At 66.7% G+C, this 18932-nt stretch carries 16 protein-coding genes; all 16 read right to left on the bottom strand.

The features are described from left to right. Positions 1-4: 4 nt before the first annotated feature. A complete protein-coding gene (rpsC, locus tag ACH4DX_RS13525) occupies positions 5-853 on the bottom strand; it encodes a 30S ribosomal protein S3 (protein ID WP_398122115.1) in 849 nt (282 codons plus the stop codon). Beyond that, positions 853-1200 (bottom strand): 50S ribosomal protein L22, encoded by a 348-nt coding sequence (gene rplV / locus ACH4DX_RS13530; RefSeq protein WP_135332555.1) that lies wholly within the window; start codon positions 1198-1200, stop codon positions 853-855. The genes rpsC and rplV overlap by 1 nt, the downstream gene beginning before the upstream one ends. 41 nt (positions 1201-1241) lie before the next feature. After that, positions 1242-1523, bottom strand: a complete 282-nt coding sequence (gene rpsS, locus ACH4DX_RS13535; protein WP_030567256.1) for a 30S ribosomal protein S19 — start codon at positions 1521-1523, stop codon at positions 1242-1244. A 12-nt stretch (positions 1524-1535) separates the two neighbouring features. Then, complete coding sequence (rplB, locus tag ACH4DX_RS13540; protein ID WP_016645178.1) at positions 1536-2372, bottom strand: 50S ribosomal protein L2; 837 nt, start codon at positions 2370-2372, stop codon at positions 1536-1538. Positions 2373-2411: 39 nt separating this feature from the next. After that, a complete protein-coding gene (gene rplW, locus ACH4DX_RS13545; RefSeq protein WP_058848119.1) occupies positions 2412-2828 on the bottom strand; it encodes a 50S ribosomal protein L23 in 417 nt (138 codons plus the stop codon). After that, on the bottom strand, positions 2828-3487 hold the full coding sequence (rplD, locus tag ACH4DX_RS13550; RefSeq protein ID WP_398122116.1) for a 50S ribosomal protein L4: 660 nt from the start codon (positions 3485-3487) through the stop codon (positions 2828-2830). Before rplD ends, rplW begins: the two co-directional genes overlap by 1 nt. A gap of 7 nt (positions 3488-3494) precedes the next feature. Continuing rightward, complete coding sequence (rplC, locus tag ACH4DX_RS13555) at positions 3495-4139, bottom strand: 50S ribosomal protein L3 (RefSeq protein ID WP_398155138.1); 645 nt, start codon at positions 4137-4139, stop codon at positions 3495-3497. Positions 4140-4155: 16 nt separating this feature from the next. Continuing rightward, positions 4156-4464, bottom strand: coding sequence for a 30S ribosomal protein S10 (gene rpsJ / locus ACH4DX_RS13560; protein ID WP_003948644.1), 309 nt, complete (start codon positions 4462-4464; stop codon positions 4156-4158). Between the two features lie 510 nt (positions 4465-4974). Further along, complete coding sequence (gene tuf / locus ACH4DX_RS13565; protein ID WP_030567246.1) at positions 4975-6168, bottom strand: elongation factor Tu; 1194 nt, start codon at positions 6166-6168, stop codon at positions 4975-4977. A gap of 144 nt (positions 6169-6312) precedes the next feature. After that, positions 6313-8439 carry an elongation factor G gene (gene fusA, locus ACH4DX_RS13570; RefSeq protein ID WP_398122117.1) on the bottom strand — a complete coding sequence of 709 codons (2127 nt, stop codon included), beginning with the start codon at positions 8437-8439 and terminating at the stop codon, positions 6313-6315. Positions 8440-8478: 39 nt separating this feature from the next. After that, the gene (gene rpsG, locus ACH4DX_RS13575) at positions 8479-8949 is read right to left on the bottom strand and encodes a 30S ribosomal protein S7 (RefSeq protein ID WP_003974303.1); all 471 of its coding nucleotides are present in this window, start codon (positions 8947-8949) and stop codon (positions 8479-8481) included. 2 nt (positions 8950-8951) lie between these two features. Further along, positions 8952-9323: a 30S ribosomal protein S12 gene (gene rpsL / locus ACH4DX_RS13580; protein ID WP_003948652.1), complete on the bottom strand. Its 372-nt coding sequence runs from the start codon at positions 9321-9323 to the stop codon at positions 8952-8954. Positions 9324-9616: 293 nt separating this feature from the next. Next, positions 9617-10189, bottom strand: coding sequence for a DUF1707 and DUF4190 domain-containing protein (locus tag ACH4DX_RS13585; protein ID WP_398122118.1), 573 nt, complete (start codon positions 10187-10189; stop codon positions 9617-9619). Positions 10190-10297: 108 nt separating this feature from the next. After that, positions 10298-14212 (bottom strand): DNA-directed RNA polymerase subunit beta', encoded by a 3915-nt coding sequence (locus ACH4DX_RS13590; protein ID WP_398122119.1) that lies wholly within the window; start codon positions 14210-14212, stop codon positions 10298-10300. Between the two features lie 125 nt (positions 14213-14337). Then, complete coding sequence (rpoB, locus tag ACH4DX_RS13595; RefSeq protein WP_398122120.1) at positions 14338-17823, bottom strand: DNA-directed RNA polymerase subunit beta; 3486 nt, start codon at positions 17821-17823, stop codon at positions 14338-14340. Between the two features lie 651 nt (positions 17824-18474). After that, the gene (rplL, locus tag ACH4DX_RS13600) at positions 18475-18861 is read right to left on the bottom strand and encodes a 50S ribosomal protein L7/L12 (protein WP_398122121.1); all 387 of its coding nucleotides are present in this window, start codon (positions 18859-18861) and stop codon (positions 18475-18477) included. Positions 18862-18932 lie beyond the last annotated feature (71 nt).

An 18932-nucleotide genomic window follows, 5' to 3' on the forward strand; every position in this document is an offset into this window, starting at 1 on the left:
TCGGTCAGGCCTCCGTTCCGCCGGTAGAAGAGGTCCCCGCCTCAGCCGGAGCGGCGGCGGGAGCCTCGGCCTTGGGGGCCTCGGCGGCCGGAGCCGACTGCTGCGGCTTGCGACCGCGACCGCCGCGCTCGCCACCGCGGCCACCGCGGGCCGGGCGGTCGTTGCCGCCGCCACGGGCCGGGCGGTTGCCGGCGCGGGCGGCGGCGTTCTCGGCACGGACCTCGGCGATGTTCTTGACGTCGCCCTTGTAGATCCAGACCTTCACGCCGATGCGGCCGAAGGTCGTCTTGGCCTCGAAGAAGCCGTAGTCCACGTTCGCGCGGAGCGTGTGCAGGGGCACGCGGCCCTCGCGGTAGAACTCCGAGCGGGACATCTCGGCGCCGCCGAGACGGCCACCGCACTGGATCTTGATGCCCTTGGCGCCCGCCTTCATCGCCGACTGCATGCTCTTGCGCATGGCACGGCGGAAGGAGACGCGGGAGGACAGCTGCTCCGCGACGGCCTGGGCCACGAGCTGAGCGTCCGTCTCGGGGTTCTTGACCTCGAGGATGTTCAGCTGGACCTGCTTGCCCGTGAGCTTCTCGAGGTCACCGCGGATGCGGTCGGCCTCGGCGCCACGGCGGCCGATGACGATGCCGGGACGAGCGGTGTGGATGTCCACACGCACGCGGTCACGGGTGCGCTCGATCTCCACCTTCGAGATGCCGGCGCGCTCCATGCCGGACGTCATCATCCGACGGATGGCGACGTCTTCCTTGACGTAGTCCTTGTACAGCTTGTCGGCGTACCAGCGGGACTTGAAGTCCGTGGTGACACCGAGCCGGAACCCGTGCGGGTTTACCTTCTGGCCCATTACCGGGTTCCTTCCTTGCTGCTGACGACCACGGTGATGTGGCTGGTCCGCTTACGGATCCGGTAGGCACGGCCCTGGGCGCGCGGACGGAACCGCTTCAGGGTCGGGCCCTCGTCCACAAACGCCTCGCTGATGAACAGCGAAGAGGCGTCCGAGTGGTCGTAGTTGTGTGCAGCGTTGGCGATGGCGCTGTCCAGCACCTTGCCAACCGGCACGCTCGCGGCCTGCGGGGCGAAACGCAGGACCGCCTGAGCCTCCGTGGCATCCATGCCACGGATGAGGTCCACCACGCGGCGGGCCTTCATGGGCGTGACGCGGATGTACCGCGCCTGGGCCCTGGCTTCCATGGTTGTCCCTTCGGTGTTAGTCACAGTCGTTCACACCCCGCTTAGCGGCGCTTCGACTTGCGGTCGTCCTTGACGTGGCCGCGGAAGGTGCGGGTCGGCGAGAACTCGCCGAGCTTGTGGCCGACCATCGACTCGGTGACGAACACCGGGATGTGGGTCTTGCCGTTGTGCACCGCGATCGTGTGGCCGAGCATCGCCGGGACGATCATCGAGCGGCGGGACCAGGTCTTGATGACGTTCTTGGTGCCGGCTTCGTTCTGGGCGTCCACCTTCTTGACAAGGTGGTCGTCGACGAAGGGCCCCTTCTTCAGACTACGAGGCATCTCAACCCGTCCTTAGCGCTTCTTGTTCGTCTTGCGGCGGCGGACGATGTACTTGTTGCTCGCCTTGTTGCGATCACGAGTACGCATTTCCTTCTTGCCCCAGGGCGACACCGGGTGACGGCCACCCGAGGTCTTGCCCTCGCCACCACCGTGGGGGTGGTCAACCGGGTTCATTACGACACCGCGCACGGTCGGGCGAACGCCCTTCCAGCGCATACGGCCGGCCTTGCCCCAGTTGATGTTCGACTGCTCGGCGTTGCCGACCTCGCCGACCGTGGCGCGGCAGCGCACGTCGACCAGGCGGATCTCACCGGACGGCATACGAAGGTGGGCCATCGAGCCCTCCTTCGCCAGCAGCTGCACGGAGGCACCCGCGGAACGGGCGAACTTGGCGCCACCGCCCGGACGGAGCTCGATCGCGTGGATCGTGGTACCGACCGGGATGTTGCGCAGCGCGAGGTTGTTGCCGGGCTTGATGTCGGCGCCGGGGCCGTTCTCAATCCGGTCACCCTGCGACAGGCCGCGCGGAGCGATGATGTAGCGCTTCTCACCGTCTGCGTAGTGCAGCAGGGCGATGCGCGCGGTGCGGTTCGGGTCGTACTCGATGTGCGCGACCTTCGCCGGCACGCCGTCCTTGTCGTGACGACGGAAGTCGATCACGCGGTAGGCGCGCTTGTGTCCGCCACCCTGGTGGCGAACGGTCACACGACCGGCGTTGTTACGGCCGCCCTTGCTGTGCAGCGGGCGGACCAGCGACTTCTCCGGCGTGGACCGCGTGACCTCGACGAAGTCGGCGACGGAGGAGCCACGGCGGCCCGGCGTCGTCGGCTTGTACTTGCGGATTCCCATTTCTCAGTCCTCGTCCGATATTCGGACCAGGGCGCTCCGTTAGGAGGCCTGGCCGAAGATGTCGATACGGTCGCCCTCAGCGAGGGTCACGATCGCGCGCTTGGAGTCGGCACGCTTGCCGAAACCGGTGCGGGTGCGCTTGCGCTTGCCCTGGCGGTTGAGCGTGTTGACGCCGGTGACCTTGACCGAGAAGACCGCCTCGACGGCCTGCTTGATCTGGGTCTTGTTGGCGCCCGGCGCGACGACGAAGGTGTACTTGCCCTCGTCGAGCAGCGCGTAGCTCTTCTCCGAGACGACCGGCTTGACGAGGACGTCACGGGGGTCCGTGAAGCTCTTGCTCAGCGGCGTCTCAACGGTGTTCTTGCCCTCGGTGGCGTGGCGACGCGCCTTGGCGACGCGCGCGGCCTTGGCGGCCTTGGCCGCCTTCGAGGCGATAGCGGGGTGACGGATGGCCATCAGACCTCGCTCCCTTCGGTGTCATTGGCGGCCTTCGGGCCGGACACGAAGGACTCGAGCGCGGCCTGGGTGAAGACCACGTCGTCCGAGACGAGAACGTCGTACGTGTTGAGCTGGCCCGGCTCCAGGATGTGGACCTGGGGCAGGTTGCGCGCGGACAGCAGCGCGGCCTCGTCGGAGCGCTCGATGACCAGGAGCACGTTCTTGCGCTCACTGATCTTGCCGAGCAGGCTCTTCGCGGCCTTGGTGGACGGCGCCTCGCCCTCGATCACGCCGGAGACGACGTGGATGCGAGCGTTGCGGGCCCGGTCGGTGAGGGCGTGGCGCAGGGCCGCGGCCTTCATCTTCTTCGGGGTCCGCTGCGAGTAGTCACGCGGCACGGGGCCGTGGACGACGCCACCGCCGGCGAACTGCGGAGCGCGGGTCGAACCCTGACGGGCGCGGCCGGTGCCCTTCTGGCGGTACGGCTTCTTGCCACCACCGCGGACTTCGCCACGGGTCTTGGTCTTGTGCGTGCCCTGGCGGGCAGCGGCCAGCTGGGCGACAACGACCTGGTGGATCAGCGGGATGCTGATCTTCTCGACGTCGAAGATCTCCGCGGGGAGCTCGACGGTCCCGGCCTTGTCGCCTGCCGGCGAAAGGATGTCAATGGTGCTCATCGGTTCCTCAAGCCCCCTTGGCCGCGGTACGGACCAGGACGAGGCCGCCGTTCGGACCGGGCACCGCTCCCTTGATGAGGAGCAGACCCTTCTCCGCGTCAACGGCGTGAACGGTCAGGTTCTGGGTGGTGACCCGCTCGTTGCCCATGCGACCCGCCATGCGGAGGCCCTTGAACACACGACCCGGGGTGGCGCAGCCACCGATGGAGCCGGGCGAGCGGTGCTTGCGCTGGGTGCCGTGGCTGGAGCCGAGGCCACCGAAGTTGTGGCGCTTCATGACACCGGCGAAGCCCTTGCCCTTGCTCTTGCCGGTGACGTCGACCTTGATGCCGGCCTCGAACACCTCGGCGGTGATCTCCTGGCCGAGGGTGTACGCGCTGGCGTCAGCGGTACGGAGCTCGACGAGGTGGCGGCGGGGGGTGACGTCGGCCTTGGCGAAGTGGCCCTTGAGGGGCTTGTTCACCTTGCGCGGGTCGATCTCGCCGAAGGCGATCTGGACCGACTCGTAGCCGTCGGTGTCGTTCGTACGGACCTGGGTCACGACGTTGGGGCCGGCCTTGACGACGGTGACCGGAACAACACGGTTGTTCTCGTCCCACACCTGCGTCATGCCGAGCTTCTCGCCCAGGATGCCCTTGATCTGCTTGCTCATCTTCAGATCACCGGCCTCAGAGCTTGATCTCGATGTCGACACCGGCCGGGAGGTCGAGTCGCATCAGAGAGTCAACGGTCTTGGGCGTCGGGTCGAGGATGTCGATCAGGCGCTTGTGCGTGCGCATCTCGAAGTGCTCGCGCGAGTCCTTGTACTTGTGCGGCGACTTGATGACGCAGTACACGTTCTTCTCAGTGGGCAGCGGCACCGGGCCCGCGACCGACGCACCAGTACGCGTCACCGTCTCGACGATCTTCTTCGCCGAGGAGTCGATGACCTCGTGGTCGTAGGCCTTGAGCCGGATGCGGATCTTCTGTCCCGCCATGGCTACTTAGTAGTCCTTTGTCTCGAACGCTCTGGCTCCCGGGAGGCCCTTTTTTCTACTTCCATCCGACCCACGCGGTCGGGCGTGTCGCAGTCCCGCTCACACAGATCTCCCGAAGGATTCCCTGCTAGGGGCTGCGGCCCTGAATGACCGCGGGTCCGGGGGAAGAAACCCACCGGGCGCCTGGCCGAGCCACCGCACCGCACTTCCCGAAAGATTCCCGTACGTCCGCCACAGCGCTGCCTAACGGCAGATGGGGCGACGAGTACTGTGGGACTCGCTTTCAGTCCTCCCGGCGGGAGACGCGCAGCATCGGCACTCAACCGAGCAACCTGAACAGTGTGCCACACCTGGCGGGGCGAAGGCCAATCGGGCTGCTTGTCAAGCGGCGCGGCCGCCACCGCGCGGGCCCGGAACGGCAAGAGGCCCCACCCGCCGTAGTGGCGGGTGGGGCCCCTGCTGCGCTCAGTTCAGAGCGACCGGGTCTCCCCGATCCACAAGCAAGAGGACTTACTTGTTGATCTTGGTGACCTGGCCGGCGCCGACGGTCCGGCCACCCTCACGGATGGCGAACTTCAGGCCCTCCTCCATGGCGACGGGCTGGATGAGCTCCACCTTCATCTCGGTGTTGTCACCCGGCATGACCATCTCGGTGCCCTCGGGGAGGGTCACGACGCCGGTCACGTCCGTCGTACGGAAGTAGAACTGCGGGCGGTAGTTGTTGAAGAACGGGGTGTGGCGGCCACCCTCGTCCTTCGACAGGATGTAGGCCTGGGCCTCGAACTCGGTGTGCGGGGTGACCGAGCCGGGCTTGATGATGACCTGGCCGCGCTCGACGTCCTCGCGCTTGATGCCGCGGAGCAGCAGACCGACGTTCTCACCGGCCTGGCCCTCGTCGAGCAGCTTGCGGAACATCTCGATGCCGGTGACCGTGGTGGTGGTCTTCTCGTTCTTGATGCCCACGATGTCGACGGTCTCGTTGACCTTGAGGACACCACGCTCGATACGACCGGTGACGACGGTGCCACGACCGGTGATCGTGAAGACGTCCTCGATCGGCATCAGGAACGGCTTGTCGACGTCACGCTCGGGCTGCGGGATGTTCTCGTCGACGGCCTTCATCAGGTCGAGGACGGTCTTGCCCCACTCGGCGTCGCCCTCGAGCGCCTTGAGCGCCGAGACCTTGACGACCGGAAGGTCGTCGCCCGGGAACTCGTACTCGGAGAGGAGCTCACGGACCTCGAGCTCGACGAGCTCCAGGATCTCCTCGTCGTCCACCATGTCGGCCTTGTTCAGGGCGACGACGATGTACGGAACGCCGACCTGGCGGGCCAGGAGCACGTGCTCCTTGGTCTGCGGCATCGGGCCGTCGGTGGCGGCGACCACGAGGATGGCGCCGTCCATCTGCGCGGCACCCGTGATCATGTTCTTGATGTAGTCCGCGTGACCGGGGCAGTCGACGTGGGCGTAGTGGCGCGCCTCGGTCTGGTACTCGACGTGCGCGATGGAGATGGTGATACCGCGCTGGCGCTCCTCGGGAGCCTTGTCGATCTGGTCGAAGGCCGAGGCCTCGTTCAGGTCGGGGTACGCGTCGTGCAGCACCTTGGTAATGGCGGCCGTGAGGGTCGTCTTACCGTGGTCGATGTGACCGATGGTGCCGATGTTGACGTGCGGCTTAGTCCGCTCGAACTTCGCCTTCGCCACTGGGTCCTCCTGTGGAGTGGTTCTGTACGCCTTGCTTCATCGGCGCCAGGTGATCTTTGCTGGGAAGCCAGCCGCCGGGGTTCTCGCCCTGCGGGGTCGAACCCCGGCGGATGGTGTCAAGCCTAAAGCGTGAACTCGGGTGAGTTACTCGCCCTTGGCCTTCGCGATGATCTCCTCGGCGACGTTCCTCGGAACCTCGGCGTAGGAGTCGAACTGCATTGAGTAGCTTGCGCGACCCGACGTCTTGCTGCGGAGGTCTCCGACGTAGCCGAACATCTCCGAGAGGGGCACGAGGCCCCTCACGACGCGAGCACCACTGCGCTCCTCCATGGCCTGAATCTGGCCACGGCGGGAGTTGATGTCGCCGATGACATCGCCCATGTAGTCCTCGGGCGTGGTGACCTCGACGGCCATCATCGGCTCGAGCAGCACGGGCTTGGCCTGCCGCGCGGCCTCCTTGAAGGCCTGCGAGCCGGCGATCTTGAAGGCGAGCTCGGAGGAGTCGACCTCGTGGTAGGCGCCGTCGATGAGCGTGACGCGGACGCCCGTCATCTCGTAGCCCGCCAGGATGCCGAACTGCATGGCCTCCTGCGCACCGGCGTCCACCGAGGGGATGTACTCCCGCGGGATGCGGCCACCGGTGACCTTGTTGACGAACTCGTACGACGCGTCGCCGTCCACGATGGGCTCGATCGCGATCTGCACCTTGGCGAACTGACCGGTACCACCGGTCTGCTTCTTGTGGGTGTAGTCCACGCGCTCGACGGCCCGACGGATCGTCTCGCGGTACGCGACCTGCGGCTTGCCGACGTTCGCCTCGACGCGGAACTCGCGCTTCATGCGGTCGACGAGCACCTCGAGGTGAAGCTCGCCCATACCACCGATGATGGTCTGGCCGGTCTCCTCGTCCGAGTGAACCTGGAAGGAGGGGTCCTCCTCCGAGAGACGCTGGATGGCGACACCCAGCTTCTCCTGGTCACCCTTGGACTTCGGCTCGATGGCGACCTGGATGACCGGGGCCGGGAAGTCCATGGACTCCAGGATGACCGGGGCCTTGTCGTCACAGAGCGTCTCGCCCGTGGTGGTCTGCTTCAGACCCATGACGGCGACGATGTCACCGGCGCCCACCGAGTCGATCTCCTCACGCTTGTTCGCGTGCATGCGGTAGATCTTGCCGATGCGCTCCTTCTTGCCCTTGACGGAGTTCAGCACCGCGGTGCCGGAGTCCAGGCGACCGGAGTAGATCCGGACGAAGGTGAGCTTGCCGAGGTGCGGGTCGCTCGCGATCTTGAACGCGAGGGCCGACAGCGGCTCGTCGTCGGACGGCTTGCGCTTGACGACCTGCTCCGGGTCCTTGACGTCGTGGCCCTCGATGGCCTCGACGTCCAGGGGGGAGGGCAGGTAGCGCACGACCGCGTCGAGCAGGGGCTGGACGCCCTTGTTCTTGAACGCGGTGCCACAGAACACGGGGGTGACGGTGGTGTCGCCGCCCTTGCCGGAGGCGATGGTGATGCGGCGGATGGCCGCGTACAGCTGCTCCTCGGTGGGCTCCTGGCCCTCCAGGTACAGCTCCATCATCTGCTCGTCGTTCTCGGCGACGGCCTCGAGCAGCTTGCCGCGGTACTCCTCGGCAGCCTCGGTGTGCGTCTCCGGGATGTCGACGATGTCGTAGGCCTCGCCCATCTTGGTCTCGGCGGACCAGACGAAGGCCTTCATCGTGACGAGGTCGACGACGCCCTTGAAGTCGGCCTCCGCGCCGATGGGCAGCTGCATGACGATCGGGGTCGCACCGAGGCGGTCGACGATCATGTCGACGCAGCGGTGGAACTCGGCACCCGTGCGGTCGAGCTTGTTGACGAAGCAGATGCGGGGGACGCCGTAGCGGTCCGCCTGACGCCACACGGTCTCGGACTGGGGCTCGACGCCGGCGACGCCGTCGAACACCGTCACGGCACCGTCGAGCACGCGGAGCGAACGCTCCACCTCGACGGTGAAGTCGACGTGGCCCGGGGTGTCGATGATGTTGATCGTGTGATCGACGTCGTTCAGCGGCCAGTGACAGGTGGTGGCAGCAGAGGTGATCGTGATGCCACGCTCCTGCTCCTGCTCCATCCAGTCCATCGTGGCGGCGCCGTCGTGGACCTCACCGATCTTGTACGAGACACCGGTGTAGAACAGGATCCGCTCGGTGGTCGTCGTCTTGCCCGCGTCGATGTGAGCCATGATGCCGATGTTGCGCACCTTGGCCAGGTCAAGTGAAGTGGTAGCCATATCGGCTCAGTCTTCTCTCGGTCTCGATGGGGGTAGCGACTACCAGCGGTAGTGCGCGAAGGCCTTGTTGGACTCGGCCATCTTGTGGGTGTCCTCGCGCTTCTTCACAGCGGCACCGAGGCCGTTGGAGGCGTCGAGGAGCTCGTTGAGCAGACGCTCGGTCATGGTCTTCTCGCGACGGGCGCGGGAGTAACCCACCAGCCAGCGCAGGGCCAGCGTGTTGGCGCGACCGGGCTTGACCTCGATCGGCACCTGGTAGGTCGCACCACCGACGCGGCGGGACTTGACCTCGAGGGTCGGCTTGATGTTCTCGAGCGCGCGCTTCAGCGTGATGACCGGGTCGTTGCCCGTCTTCTCACGCAGACCCTCCATGGCGCCGTAGACGATGCGCTCGGCGGTGGAGCGCTTGCCGTTCAGCAGCACCTTGTTGATGAGGGAGGTCACCAGAGGAGAGCCGTAGACCGGGTCGATGATGACCGGGCGCTTCGGGGCGGGGCCCTTACGAGGCATTCTTACTTCTCCTTCTTGGCGCCGTAGCGGCTGCGGGCCTGCTTGCGGTTCTTGACACCCTGGGTGTCGAGCGAACCGCGGATGATCTTGTAGCGAACACCCGGCAGGTCCTTCACACGGCCGCCGCGCACGAGCACGATGGAGTGCTCCTGCAAGTTGTGTCCCTCACCCGGAATGTAGGCCGTGACCTCGATGCCAGAGGTCAGACGCACACGCGCGACCTTGCGCAGGGCCGAGTTCGGCTTCTTCGGGGTGGTCGTGAACACACGCGTGCAGACGCCACGGCGCTGAGGGGAACCCTCGAGTGCGGGCGTCTTGTTCTTCTCGACCTTGTCCTGCCGGCCCTTCCGGACCAGCTGCTGGATCGTAGGCACTACTTCTCCGGTTTCTGTGTGCCGAATAGTAAAGCTAACCTGGAACTTTGCCGACCCACGCGGTCGGGTGTGTCGAATACCGCGGACTCCCGCCGAAGACGGGGAGGACGCAGATTGCGGCGGCCGGATCGGACTCGCCGTGCGGTTGAGGACACGCACACGAGCCCAGGCACACCCCAGGCACAAGGTCTGAGCGTACCTACCTCATTGGCTGCGGTCAAAACAAATACCCCGCAGTCCGGACACACCGGGGGAAGGGCTGGACATTCCCCCGTGCCGTCGAGCTCCCCCGGTCAGCCCGAGGACGCCGAAACGATCAACAGCAGCAGCAGGGACCACCCCACGATCGACAGCCACCCGAGCACGAGCCCCGCCACCGCCATACCGTCGCCGCCCTCGTGGGTGCGGCGGATCTCCGAGCGGGCCATGTGACCGAGGACGACCGCGGGCACGGCGGTGAGGCCGACGGTGAAGAACGTGCCGATGCCGCAGGCGAGGGCCGCGCCCGCCTTGCCGTTGGTGGGCGGCGCCACGGGCAGGAAGGTGGGCGGCACGTACTGCGGAGCGGGCTGCTGGAAGCCGATGGGGCCCTGCGGCAGGTCCGCGACGAGCAGACCCAGCTCCCCCACCGTGCGGGCCTGGTAGGCACGCTCCACGCGCCGCTCGTACTCGTCCTGCTGGAGGCGCCCCTCGGCGAAGCCGGCCCGCAGCACGTCGACCGCGCGCTCGCGGTCGGAGTGCCCGGCGAGCATCGACGGCGGCCCCTGCGGCCCGAACTGCATGGGCGGCCGGCCGGGCTGCTGGGACTGCGCGGGCAGCCCCTGCCCGGGCGGCCACGGACCTGGCTGCCACGACGGATTCGTCACGCACGCCTCCCCCGAGAAGATGTGTGCCCTCCATCATGCGCCAACGCGCCGCGGGGCGGCCACCCGGCCTCAGCCGGATGTCCGCCCCGCGGGGTGCGCTGTGTGCTTCTACTGGTTGTACGGACCGTAGTCGTAGTCCTCCAGCGGCACGGCCTGACCCGAACCCGTCCCGAAGGGCGAGTAGTCGATGTCGTCGTAGCCGACGGCCGAGTACATCGCGGCCTTGGCCTCCTCGGTGGGCTCCACCCGGATGTTGCGGTAGCGGGAAAGACCCGTACCGGCCGGGATGAGCTTACCGATGATGACGTTCTCCTTGAGGCCGATGAGGCTGTCGGACTTGGCGTTGATCGCCGCGTCCGTCAGCACTCGGGTCGTCTCCTGGAAGGAGGCGGCCGACAGCCAGGACTCCGTCGCCAGCGAGGCCTTGGTGATACCCATCAGCTGCGGACGGCCGGAGGCGGGGTGACCGCCCTCGGTGACCACACGACGGTTCTCGGTCTCGAACTTCGAGCGCTCGACGAGCTCGCCCGGAAGCAGCTCCGCGTCGCCGGACTCGATGATCGTCACTCGGCGCAGCATCTGCCGGATGATGATCTCGATGTGCTTGTCGTGGATCGACACGCCCTGCGAGTTGTAGACCTTCTGGACCTCTCCGACCAGGTGGACCTGGACGGCGCGCTGGCCGAGGATCCGGAGCACGTCGTGCGGGTTGGTGGCACCGACGGTGAGCTTCTGGCCCACCTCGACCGCGTCGCCCTCGCCCACCAGGAGACGGGCGCGCTTCGAGATCGGGAACGCCGTCTCGTCGCTGCCGTCGTCCGGGGTGACCACGAGCTTCTTGGTCTTCTCGGTCTCCTCGATGCGGACGCGGCCCTTCGCCTCCGAGATCGGGGCGACACCCTTCGGCGTACGGGCTTCGAAGAGCTCGACGACTCGGGGCAGACCCTGGGTGATGTCGTCACCGGCCACACCACCGGTGTGGAAGGTACGCATCGTCAGCTGGGTACCGGGCTCACCGATGGACTGGGCGGCGATGATGCCGACCGCCTCACCGATGTCGACCAGCTTGCCGGTGGCGAGCGAGCGGCCGTAGCAGAAGGCACAGGTGCCGACCGCCGACTCACAGGTCAGGACCGAGCGGGTCTTGACCTCCTCGACGCCGTTGGCGACCAGGGCGTCGATGAGCACGTCACCGAGGTCGACGTTGGCCGGCGCGATGACCTTGCCGTCGATGACGACGTCCTCGGCCAGCATGCGGGCGTACACCGACGTCTCGACGTTCTCCGTCTTGCGGAGCACGCCGTCCTCGCCACGGATCGCGATCTTCAGCTTCAGACCGCGCTCGGTGCCGCAGTCCTCCTCGCGAATGATGACGTCCTGGGAGACGTCGACCAGACGACGGGTGAGGTAACCGGAGTCGGCGGTACGCAGAGCCGTGTCCGCCAGACCCTTACGGGCACCGTGGGTGGAGATGAAGTACTCGAGGACGGAGAGGCCCTCACGGAACGAGGCCTTGATCGGACGCGGGATGGTCTCGTTCTTCGCGTTCGACACCAGACCACGCATACCGGCGATCTGCCGCATCTGCATCATGTTTCCTCGGGCACCCGAGTCGACCATCATGAAGATGGGGTTGGTCTTGGGGAAGTTCGCGTTCATCGCCTCGGCGACCTCGTTGGTCGCCTTGGTCCAGATCGCGATGAGCTCCTGCGTGCGCTCTTCCTTGGTGATCAGACCGCGCTCGTACTGCTTCTGGACCTTCTCGTCCTGCGCCTCGTAGCCCGCGACGATCGCCTTCTTGGCCTCGGGGACCACGACGTCGGAGATGGCCACGGTGACACCGGAACGGGTCGCCCAGTAGAAGCCCGCCGCCTTCAGGTTGTCGAGCGTCGCCGCCACGATGACCTTGGGGTAGCGCTCGGCCAGGTCGTTGACGATCTCGGAGAGCTGCTTCTTGCCCACCGAGTAGTCGACGAACGGGTAGTCCTCGGGCAACAGCTCGTTGAAGAGCGCGCGGCCCAGGGTCGTCCGCAGCCGGAAGCTGTCGCCCTGCTGGTAGGCCCGCTCGCCGCTGAGGTCGTCGCCGTCCTCGGGGACCGGCGGGGTCCAGCCGCGGGGCGGGAAGGTGCCCACGGGGAAGCGGATGTCGACCTTCGCCTGGAGCGAGAGCTCCTTGGCGTCGAACGCCATGATCGCCTCGGCGGTGGAGCCGAAGGACCGGCCCTCACCGATGACCTCGCGCTCCTCCTCGTCCGTGGTGAGGAAGAACAGACCCAGGACCATGTCCTGCGTCGGCATCGTCACCGGACGGCCGTCGGCGGGCTTGAGGATGTTGTTCGAGGACAGCATCAGGATGCGGGCCTCGGCCTGCGCCTCCGCGGAGAGCGGCAGGTGCACGGCCATCTGGTCACCGTCGAAGTCCGCGTTGAACGCGGTGCAGACGAGCGGGTGGATCTGGATGGCCTTGCCCTCGACCAGCTGCGGCTCGAAGGCCTGGATGCCGAGGCGGTGCAGCGTGGGCGCACGGTTCAGGAGGACCGGGTGCTCGGCGATGACCTCTTCGAGGACGTCGTACACGACCGTGCGGCCGCGCTCGACCATCCGCTTGGCGCTCTTGATGTTCTGCGCGTGGTTCAGGTCGACCAGGCGCTTCATCACGAACGGCTTGAAGAGCTCGAGCGCCATCGCCTTCGGCAGACCGCACTGGTGCAGCTTCAGCTGCGGACCGACGACGATCACGGAACGCGCGGAGTAGTCCACACGCTTGCCGAGCAGGTTCTGACGGAAGCGGCCCTGCTTGCCCTTGAGCATGTCGGACAGCGACTTCAGCGGACGGTTGCCGGGGCCCGTGACCGGGCGGCCACGACGGCCGTTGTCGAAGAGCGCGTCGACGGCCTCCTGGAGCATGCGCTTCTCGTTGTTCACGATGATCTCGGGCGCGCCGAGGTCGAGAAGCCGCTTCAGGCGGTTGTTGCGGTTGATGACGCGGCGGTACAGGTCGTTCAGGTCGGAGGTCGCGAAGCGGCCACCGTCCAGCTGCACCATCGGACGCAGGTCCGGCGGGATGACCGGCACGCAGTCGAGCACCATGCCCTTGGGGCTGTTGGACGTCTGCAAGAACGCGGAGACGACCTTGAGGCGCTTGAGCGCACGGGTCTTCTTCTGGCCCTTGCCGGTGCGGATGATCTCGCGGAGGCGCTCGGCCTCCTCGTCGAGGTCGAAGGACTCCAGGCGCTTCTGCAACGCCGCGGCACCCATCGAGCCGTCGAAGTACGTGCCGAAGCGGTCACGCAGCTCGCGGTAGAGCAGCTCGTCGCCCTCGAGGTCCTGGACCTTGAGGTTCTTGAAGCGGTTCCACACCTCGTCGAGACGGTCGATCTCGCGCTGCGCACGGTCGCGCAGCTGCTTCATCTCGCGCTCGGCGCCTTCGCGCACCTTGCGGCGTACGTCGGCCTTGGCGCCCTCGGCCTCCAGCTCGGCCAGGTCGGTCTCGAGCTTCTTGGCCCGGCCTTCCAGGTCGGCGTCGCGGCGGTTCTCGATCTGCTGGCGCTCCACGGAGACGTGCGCCTCCAGGGAGGGCAGGTCGCGGGTGCGGCGCTCCTCGTCCACGAACGTGATCATGTACGCGGCGAAGTAGATGACCTTCTCGAGGTCCTTCGGCGCGAGGTCGAGGAGGTAGCCGAGGCGCGACGGGACGCCCTTGAAGTACCAGATGTGCGTGACGGGCGCGGCAAGCTCGATGTGGCCCATCCGCTCACGGCGCACCTTGGCGCGCGTGACCTCGACGCCACAGCGCTCACAGATGATGCCCTTGAAGCGGACACGCTTGTACTTGCCGCAGTAGCACTCCCAGTCCCGGGTCGGACCGAAGATCTTCTCGCAGAAGAGTCCGTCCTTCTCGGGCTTCAGGGTGCGGTAGTTGATGGTCTCCGGCTTCTTGACCTCGCCGTGGGACCACTGTCGGATGTCGTCCGCGGTGGCAAGGCCGATCCGCAGCTCGTCGAAGAAGTTGACGTCGAGCACTTTGTCGTCAATCCCTCTTTCGGGGTTGTGCCCCTCGCGTTAGCGAGTGAAAAGGCGCTTCATCATGGTCTGTACGGGTCCGGGGCAAGGCCGGGACCTCACGAGTGAGGTCCCGGCCGGACCCGTCAGACCTCTTCGACGCTGCTCGGCTCGCGCCGGGACAGGTCGATACCGAGCTCCTCCGCAGCGCGGAAGACATCCTCGTCGGTGTCGCGCATCTCGATGGACATGCCGTCCGAGGACAGCACCTCCACGTTGAGGCAGAGCGACTGCATTTCCTTGATGAGCACCTTGAAGGACTCGGGGATGCCGGGCTCGGGGATGTTCTCGCCCTTGACGATGGCCTCGTAGACCTTCACGCGGCCGGTCACGTCGTCGGACTTGATCGTCAGCAGCTCCTGGAGGGCGTACGCGGCGCCATAAGCCTCCAGCGCCCACACCTCCATCTCGCCGAAGCGCTGGCCACCGAACTGAGCCTTACCACCCAGCGGCTGCTGCGTGATCATCGAGTACGGACCGGTCGACCGGGCGTGCAGCTTGTCGTCGACCAGGTGGTGCAGCTTGAGGATGTACATGTAGCCGACCGAGATCGGCTCCGGGAACGGCTCGCCGGAGCGGCCGTCGAACAGCGGGGCCTTGCCGGACGGAAGCACCATGCGCTCGCCGTCGCGGTTCGGGATCGTGTGCTCCAGGAGACCGGCGAGCTCGTCCTCGCGGGCACCGTCGAAGACCGGGGTCGCGACGTTGGTGCCCGGCTGGACCGAGTCGGCGCCGATGGCCTGGAGGCGCTGCGCCCAGTCCTCCCCGAGACCGGAGACGTCCCAGCCGCGGCTGGCGAGCCAGCCGAGGTGGATCTCCAGGACCTGCCCCGGGTTCATTCGGGACGGGACACCCAGCGGGTTCAGGATGATGTCGACCGGGGTGCCGTCCTCGAGGAACGGCATGTCCTCGATGGGCAGGATCTTCGAGATGACGCCCTTGTTGCCGTGGCGTCCCGCGAGCTTGTCACCGTCGGTGATCTTGCGCTTCTGCGCCACGTACACGCGCACCAGCTGGTTCACACCGGGGGGGAGCTCGTCGCCCTCCTCGCGGTCGAAGACGCGGACGCCGATGACCTTGCCGATCTCGCCGTGCGGGACCTTCAGGGAGGTGTCACGGACCTCGCGGGCCTTCTCACCGAAGATCGCGCGCAGCAGGCGCTCCTCCGGCGTCAGCTCGGTCTCGCCCTTGGGCGTGACCTTGCCGACGAGGATGTCGCCGGCGACGACCTCGGCACCGATCCGGATGATGCCGCGCTCGTCGAGGTCGGCGAGGACCTCCTCGGAGACGTTCGGGATGTCCCGGGTGATCTCCTCGGGGCCCAGCTTGGTGTCACGGGCGTCGACCTCGTGCTCCTCGATGTGGATCGAGGAGAGGACGTCGTCCTGCACGAGGCGCTGCGACAGGATGATCGCGTCCTCGTAGTTGTGGCCCTCCCACGGCATGAACGCCACGAGGAGGTTCTTGCCGAGGGCCATCTCGCCCTCTTCGGTGGCCGGGCCGTCGGCGAGGACCTGGCCCTCGACGACGCGGGCACCCTCTTCCACCACAACCTTCTGGTTCACCGAGGTGCCCTGGTTGGAGCGGGAGAACTTGGCGACGCGGTACGTGGTGTACGTGCCGTCGTCGTTGGTGACCGTGACGTAGTCCGCGGAAACCTCCTGGACCACACCGGCCTTCTCGGCCTTGATCACGTCACCGGCGTCGACCGCGCAGCGGTACTCCATGCCGGTGCCGACGAGGGGGGCCTCGGCGGTGATCAGCGGCACGGCCTGACGCATCATGTTCGCGCCCATGAGCGCGCGGTTGGCGTCGTCGTGCTCGAGGAAGGGGATCATGGCGGTCGCGACCGACACCATCTGGCGCGGCGAGACGTCCATGTAGTCGACGTCGTCACCGGGGACGTAGTCGACCTCGCCGCCGCGGCGGCGGACGAGCACGCGGGACTCCTCGAAGCGGAGCTCCTCGGTGAGCGGCGCGTTCGCCTGCGCGATGACGAAGCGGTCCTCCTCGTCGGCCGTGAGGTAGTCGACCTCGTCGGTGACGACGCCCTCGACGACCTTGCGGTACGGCGTCTCGACGAAGCCGAACGCGTTGACGCGGCCGTAGGAGGCGAGCGAGCCGATCAGACCGATGTTCGGGCCTTCGGGGGTCTCGATCGGGCACATGCGTCCGTAGTGGGACGGGTGCACGTCTCGGACCTCGAAGCCCGCCCGCTCACGCGAGAGACCACCGGGACCCAGTGCCGAGAGACGACGCTTGTGCGTCAGACCCGACAGCGGGTTGTTCTGGTCCATGAACTGCGACAGCTGGCTGGTGCCGAAGAACTCCTTGATGGAGGCGACGACCGGCCGGATGTTGATCAGCGTCTGCGGCGTGATGGCCTCGACGTCCTGGGTCGTCATGCGCTCGCGCACGACGCGCTCCATACGGGCCAGACCCGTGCGGACCTGGTTCTGGATGAGCTCGCCGACGTTGCGCAGACGACGGTTGCCGAAGTGGTCGATGTCGTCGGTCTCGACGACGATGTCCACGCCGCTGTCGCCCACGGTCTCGGTCTCACCGGCGTGCAGCTTCACCAGGTACTTGATCGAGGCGATGATGTCCTCGACCGTGAGGACGCCCGCGTCGAGGGGCGCGTCCGCACCCAGCTTCTTGTTGACCTTGTAGCGGCCGACCTTCGCGAGGTCGTAGCGCTTGGGGTTGAAGTAGAGGTTCTCGAGCAGCGTCTGAGCGGCCTCACGGGTCGGCGGCTCGCCCGGGCGCAGCTTGCGGTAGATGTCGAGCAGCGCGTCGTCCTGGCCCTGGGTGTGGTCCTTCTCCAGGGTGGCGCGCATGGACTCGTACTCGCCGAACTCCTCGAGGATCTGCTCGGTGGTCCAGCCGAGAGCCTTCAGGAGCACGGTGACCGACTGCTTGCGCTTGCGGTCGATGCGGACACCGACCATGTCGCGCTTGTCGATCTCCATCTCCAGCCAGGCACCCCGGGACGGGATGATCTTGGCGGAGAAGATGTCCTTGTCGGACGTCTTGTCGATGGAGGAGTCGAAGTAGACACCGGGCGAACGGACCAGCTGCGACACCACGACACGCTCGGTGCCGTTGATGACGAACGTGCCCTTGTTCGTCATGAGCGGGAAGTCGCCCATGAAGACCGTCTGAGACTTGATCTCACCGGTCTCGTTGTTGGTGAACTCGGCCGTGACGAAGAGCGGGGCGGCGAAGGTGAAGTCGCGCTCCTTGCACTCGTCGATCGAGTTCTTCGGAGGCTCGAAGCGGTGGTCGCGGAAGGTCAGCGACATCGACCCGGAGAAGTCCTCGATCGGGGAGATCTCCTCGAAGATCTCCTCGAGACCGGACTTGGTGGGGACGTCCTGTCCACTTTCCAGAGCCGACTCGACGCGAGCCTTCCACGCGTCGTTGCCGAGCAGCCAGTCAAAGCTCTCGGTCTGCAGCGCAAGAAGGTTCGGAACCTCGAGGGGCTCCTTGATCTTTGCAAAGGAGATGCGCAGCGGGGCGGTGCTTGCGCCGTTGTTCGTATTCGCGGTCGAGGCAGTGCGCGAGGCGGCCAAGAGGGGGTCCTTCCGAGGGCTCGGACTCACTACGCGCGTACCGGTCCCAGGCTGGACACGGTGGGAGGCGTTCCCCGACTCACCCGAAGAGGGCCAGGTCAGGGCCGGTTCTGTCCACAGTGCTCAAGCATGGGCATGCCCCTGGTGACGGGCAGGAGGCAGCTAACAGGCAGCGCAAAGGGTCAGTGTAGCCACTTGGCCCACTGATGTCCAGTGCGGGTTTTTGAAGACCCTCGTTGTTCTCAACCCCTGCTGCAAGCCACGCCCTCGATGCACATCGATACTGCCCTCTTCGTCACCGATCCATGCCTCGGATCCGGATCGTTGTGACGACGCGTCCTGAGAATTGCGCGCTGCGTGCGGTTCGTCAAGGCCCCCCATGCCCCGACAGGCTCCGGATCGGGAGCCGCCGGGGGCCGTCCGGAGGCACAACGAAGATCACCATACTCGCCGGTGCCGACAGTGCAAGGCAGCCGTCGCGGCAACGCCGAAGGGCGACCACCCAACTGGGTGATCGCCCTTCAGTGCGTATGCGTTACAGCGCGATTTCTCACGCCGTGCGGCGCGGGGCCGCCGGGACCCGCGAGGGGGTCCCGGGGCCCGAGGAGTCACAGGACTCCCGGCAGGAGTCACAGGACTCCCGGCAAGGTCTTACTTGACCTCGACGGAGGCGCCGGCGCCCTTGAGGGCCTCGGCGGCCTTCTCCGCGGCGTCCTTGGCGACCTTCTCGAGGACCGGCTTCGGGGTGCCGTCGACGAGGTCCTTGGCCTCCTTCAGACCCAGGGAGGTCAGCTCGCGCACGACCTTGATGACCTGGATCTTCTTGTCGCCGGCGCCCGTGAGGATGACGTCGAACTCGTCCTGCTCCTCGACGGCCTCGGCGGCGCCGCCCGCGGCACCACCGGCGACGACGACCGGCGCGGCAGCGGCGGCGGTGACGTCGAACTTCTCCTCGAAGGCCTTCACGAACTCGGAGAGCTCGATGAGGGTCATCTCTTCGAACTGGGCGAGCAGGTCGTCCTGGCTGAGCTTCGCCATGATGGCGGTCCTTCCACTAATTCGGCTGGTGCCGGATGTACAAGAGAGGCGGGCGTACAAAGGGCCCGCTA

Origin of the sequence: Streptomyces sp. NPDC017940, from assembly GCF_044328435.1 — a bacterium.
Lineage (GTDB): Bacteria > Actinomycetota > Actinomycetes > Streptomycetales > Streptomycetaceae > Streptomyces.

What these genes read in the sequence shown, in the direction of transcription:
- rpsC (WP_398122115.1), bottom strand. Translation starts at nt 853, where the DNA reads ATGGGCCAGAAGGTAAACCCGCACGGGTTCCGGCTCGGTGTCACCACG.
- rplV (WP_135332555.1), bottom strand. Translation starts at nt 1,200, where the DNA reads ATGGAAGCCAGGGCCCAGGCGCGGTACATCCGCGTCACGCCCATGAAG.
- rpsS (WP_030567256.1), bottom strand. Translation starts at nt 1,523, where the DNA reads ATGCCTCGTAGTCTGAAGAAGGGGCCCTTCGTCGACGACCACCTTGTC.
- rplB (WP_016645178.1), bottom strand. Translation starts at nt 2,372, where the DNA reads ATGGGAATCCGCAAGTACAAGCCGACGACGCCGGGCCGCCGTGGCTCC.
- rplW (WP_058848119.1), bottom strand. Translation starts at nt 2,828, where the DNA reads ATGGCCATCCGTCACCCCGCTATCGCCTCGAAGGCGGCCAAGGCCGCC.
- rplD (WP_398122116.1), bottom strand. Translation starts at nt 3,487, where the DNA reads ATGAGCACCATTGACATCCTTTCGCCGGCAGGCGACAAGGCCGGGACC.
- rplC (WP_398155138.1), bottom strand. Translation starts at nt 4,139, where the DNA reads ATGAGCAAGCAGATCAAGGGCATCCTGGGCGAGAAGCTCGGCATGACG.
- rpsJ (WP_003948644.1), bottom strand. Translation starts at nt 4,464, where the DNA reads ATGGCGGGACAGAAGATCCGCATCCGGCTCAAGGCCTACGACCACGAG.
- fusA (WP_398122117.1), bottom strand. Translation starts at nt 8,439, where the DNA reads ATGGCTACCACTTCACTTGACCTGGCCAAGGTGCGCAACATCGGCATC.
- rpsG (WP_003974303.1), bottom strand. Translation starts at nt 8,949, where the DNA reads ATGCCTCGTAAGGGCCCCGCCCCGAAGCGCCCGGTCATCATCGACCCG.
- rplL (WP_398122121.1), bottom strand. Translation starts at nt 18,861, where the DNA reads ATGGCGAAGCTCAGCCAGGACGACCTGCTCGCCCAGTTCGAAGAGATG.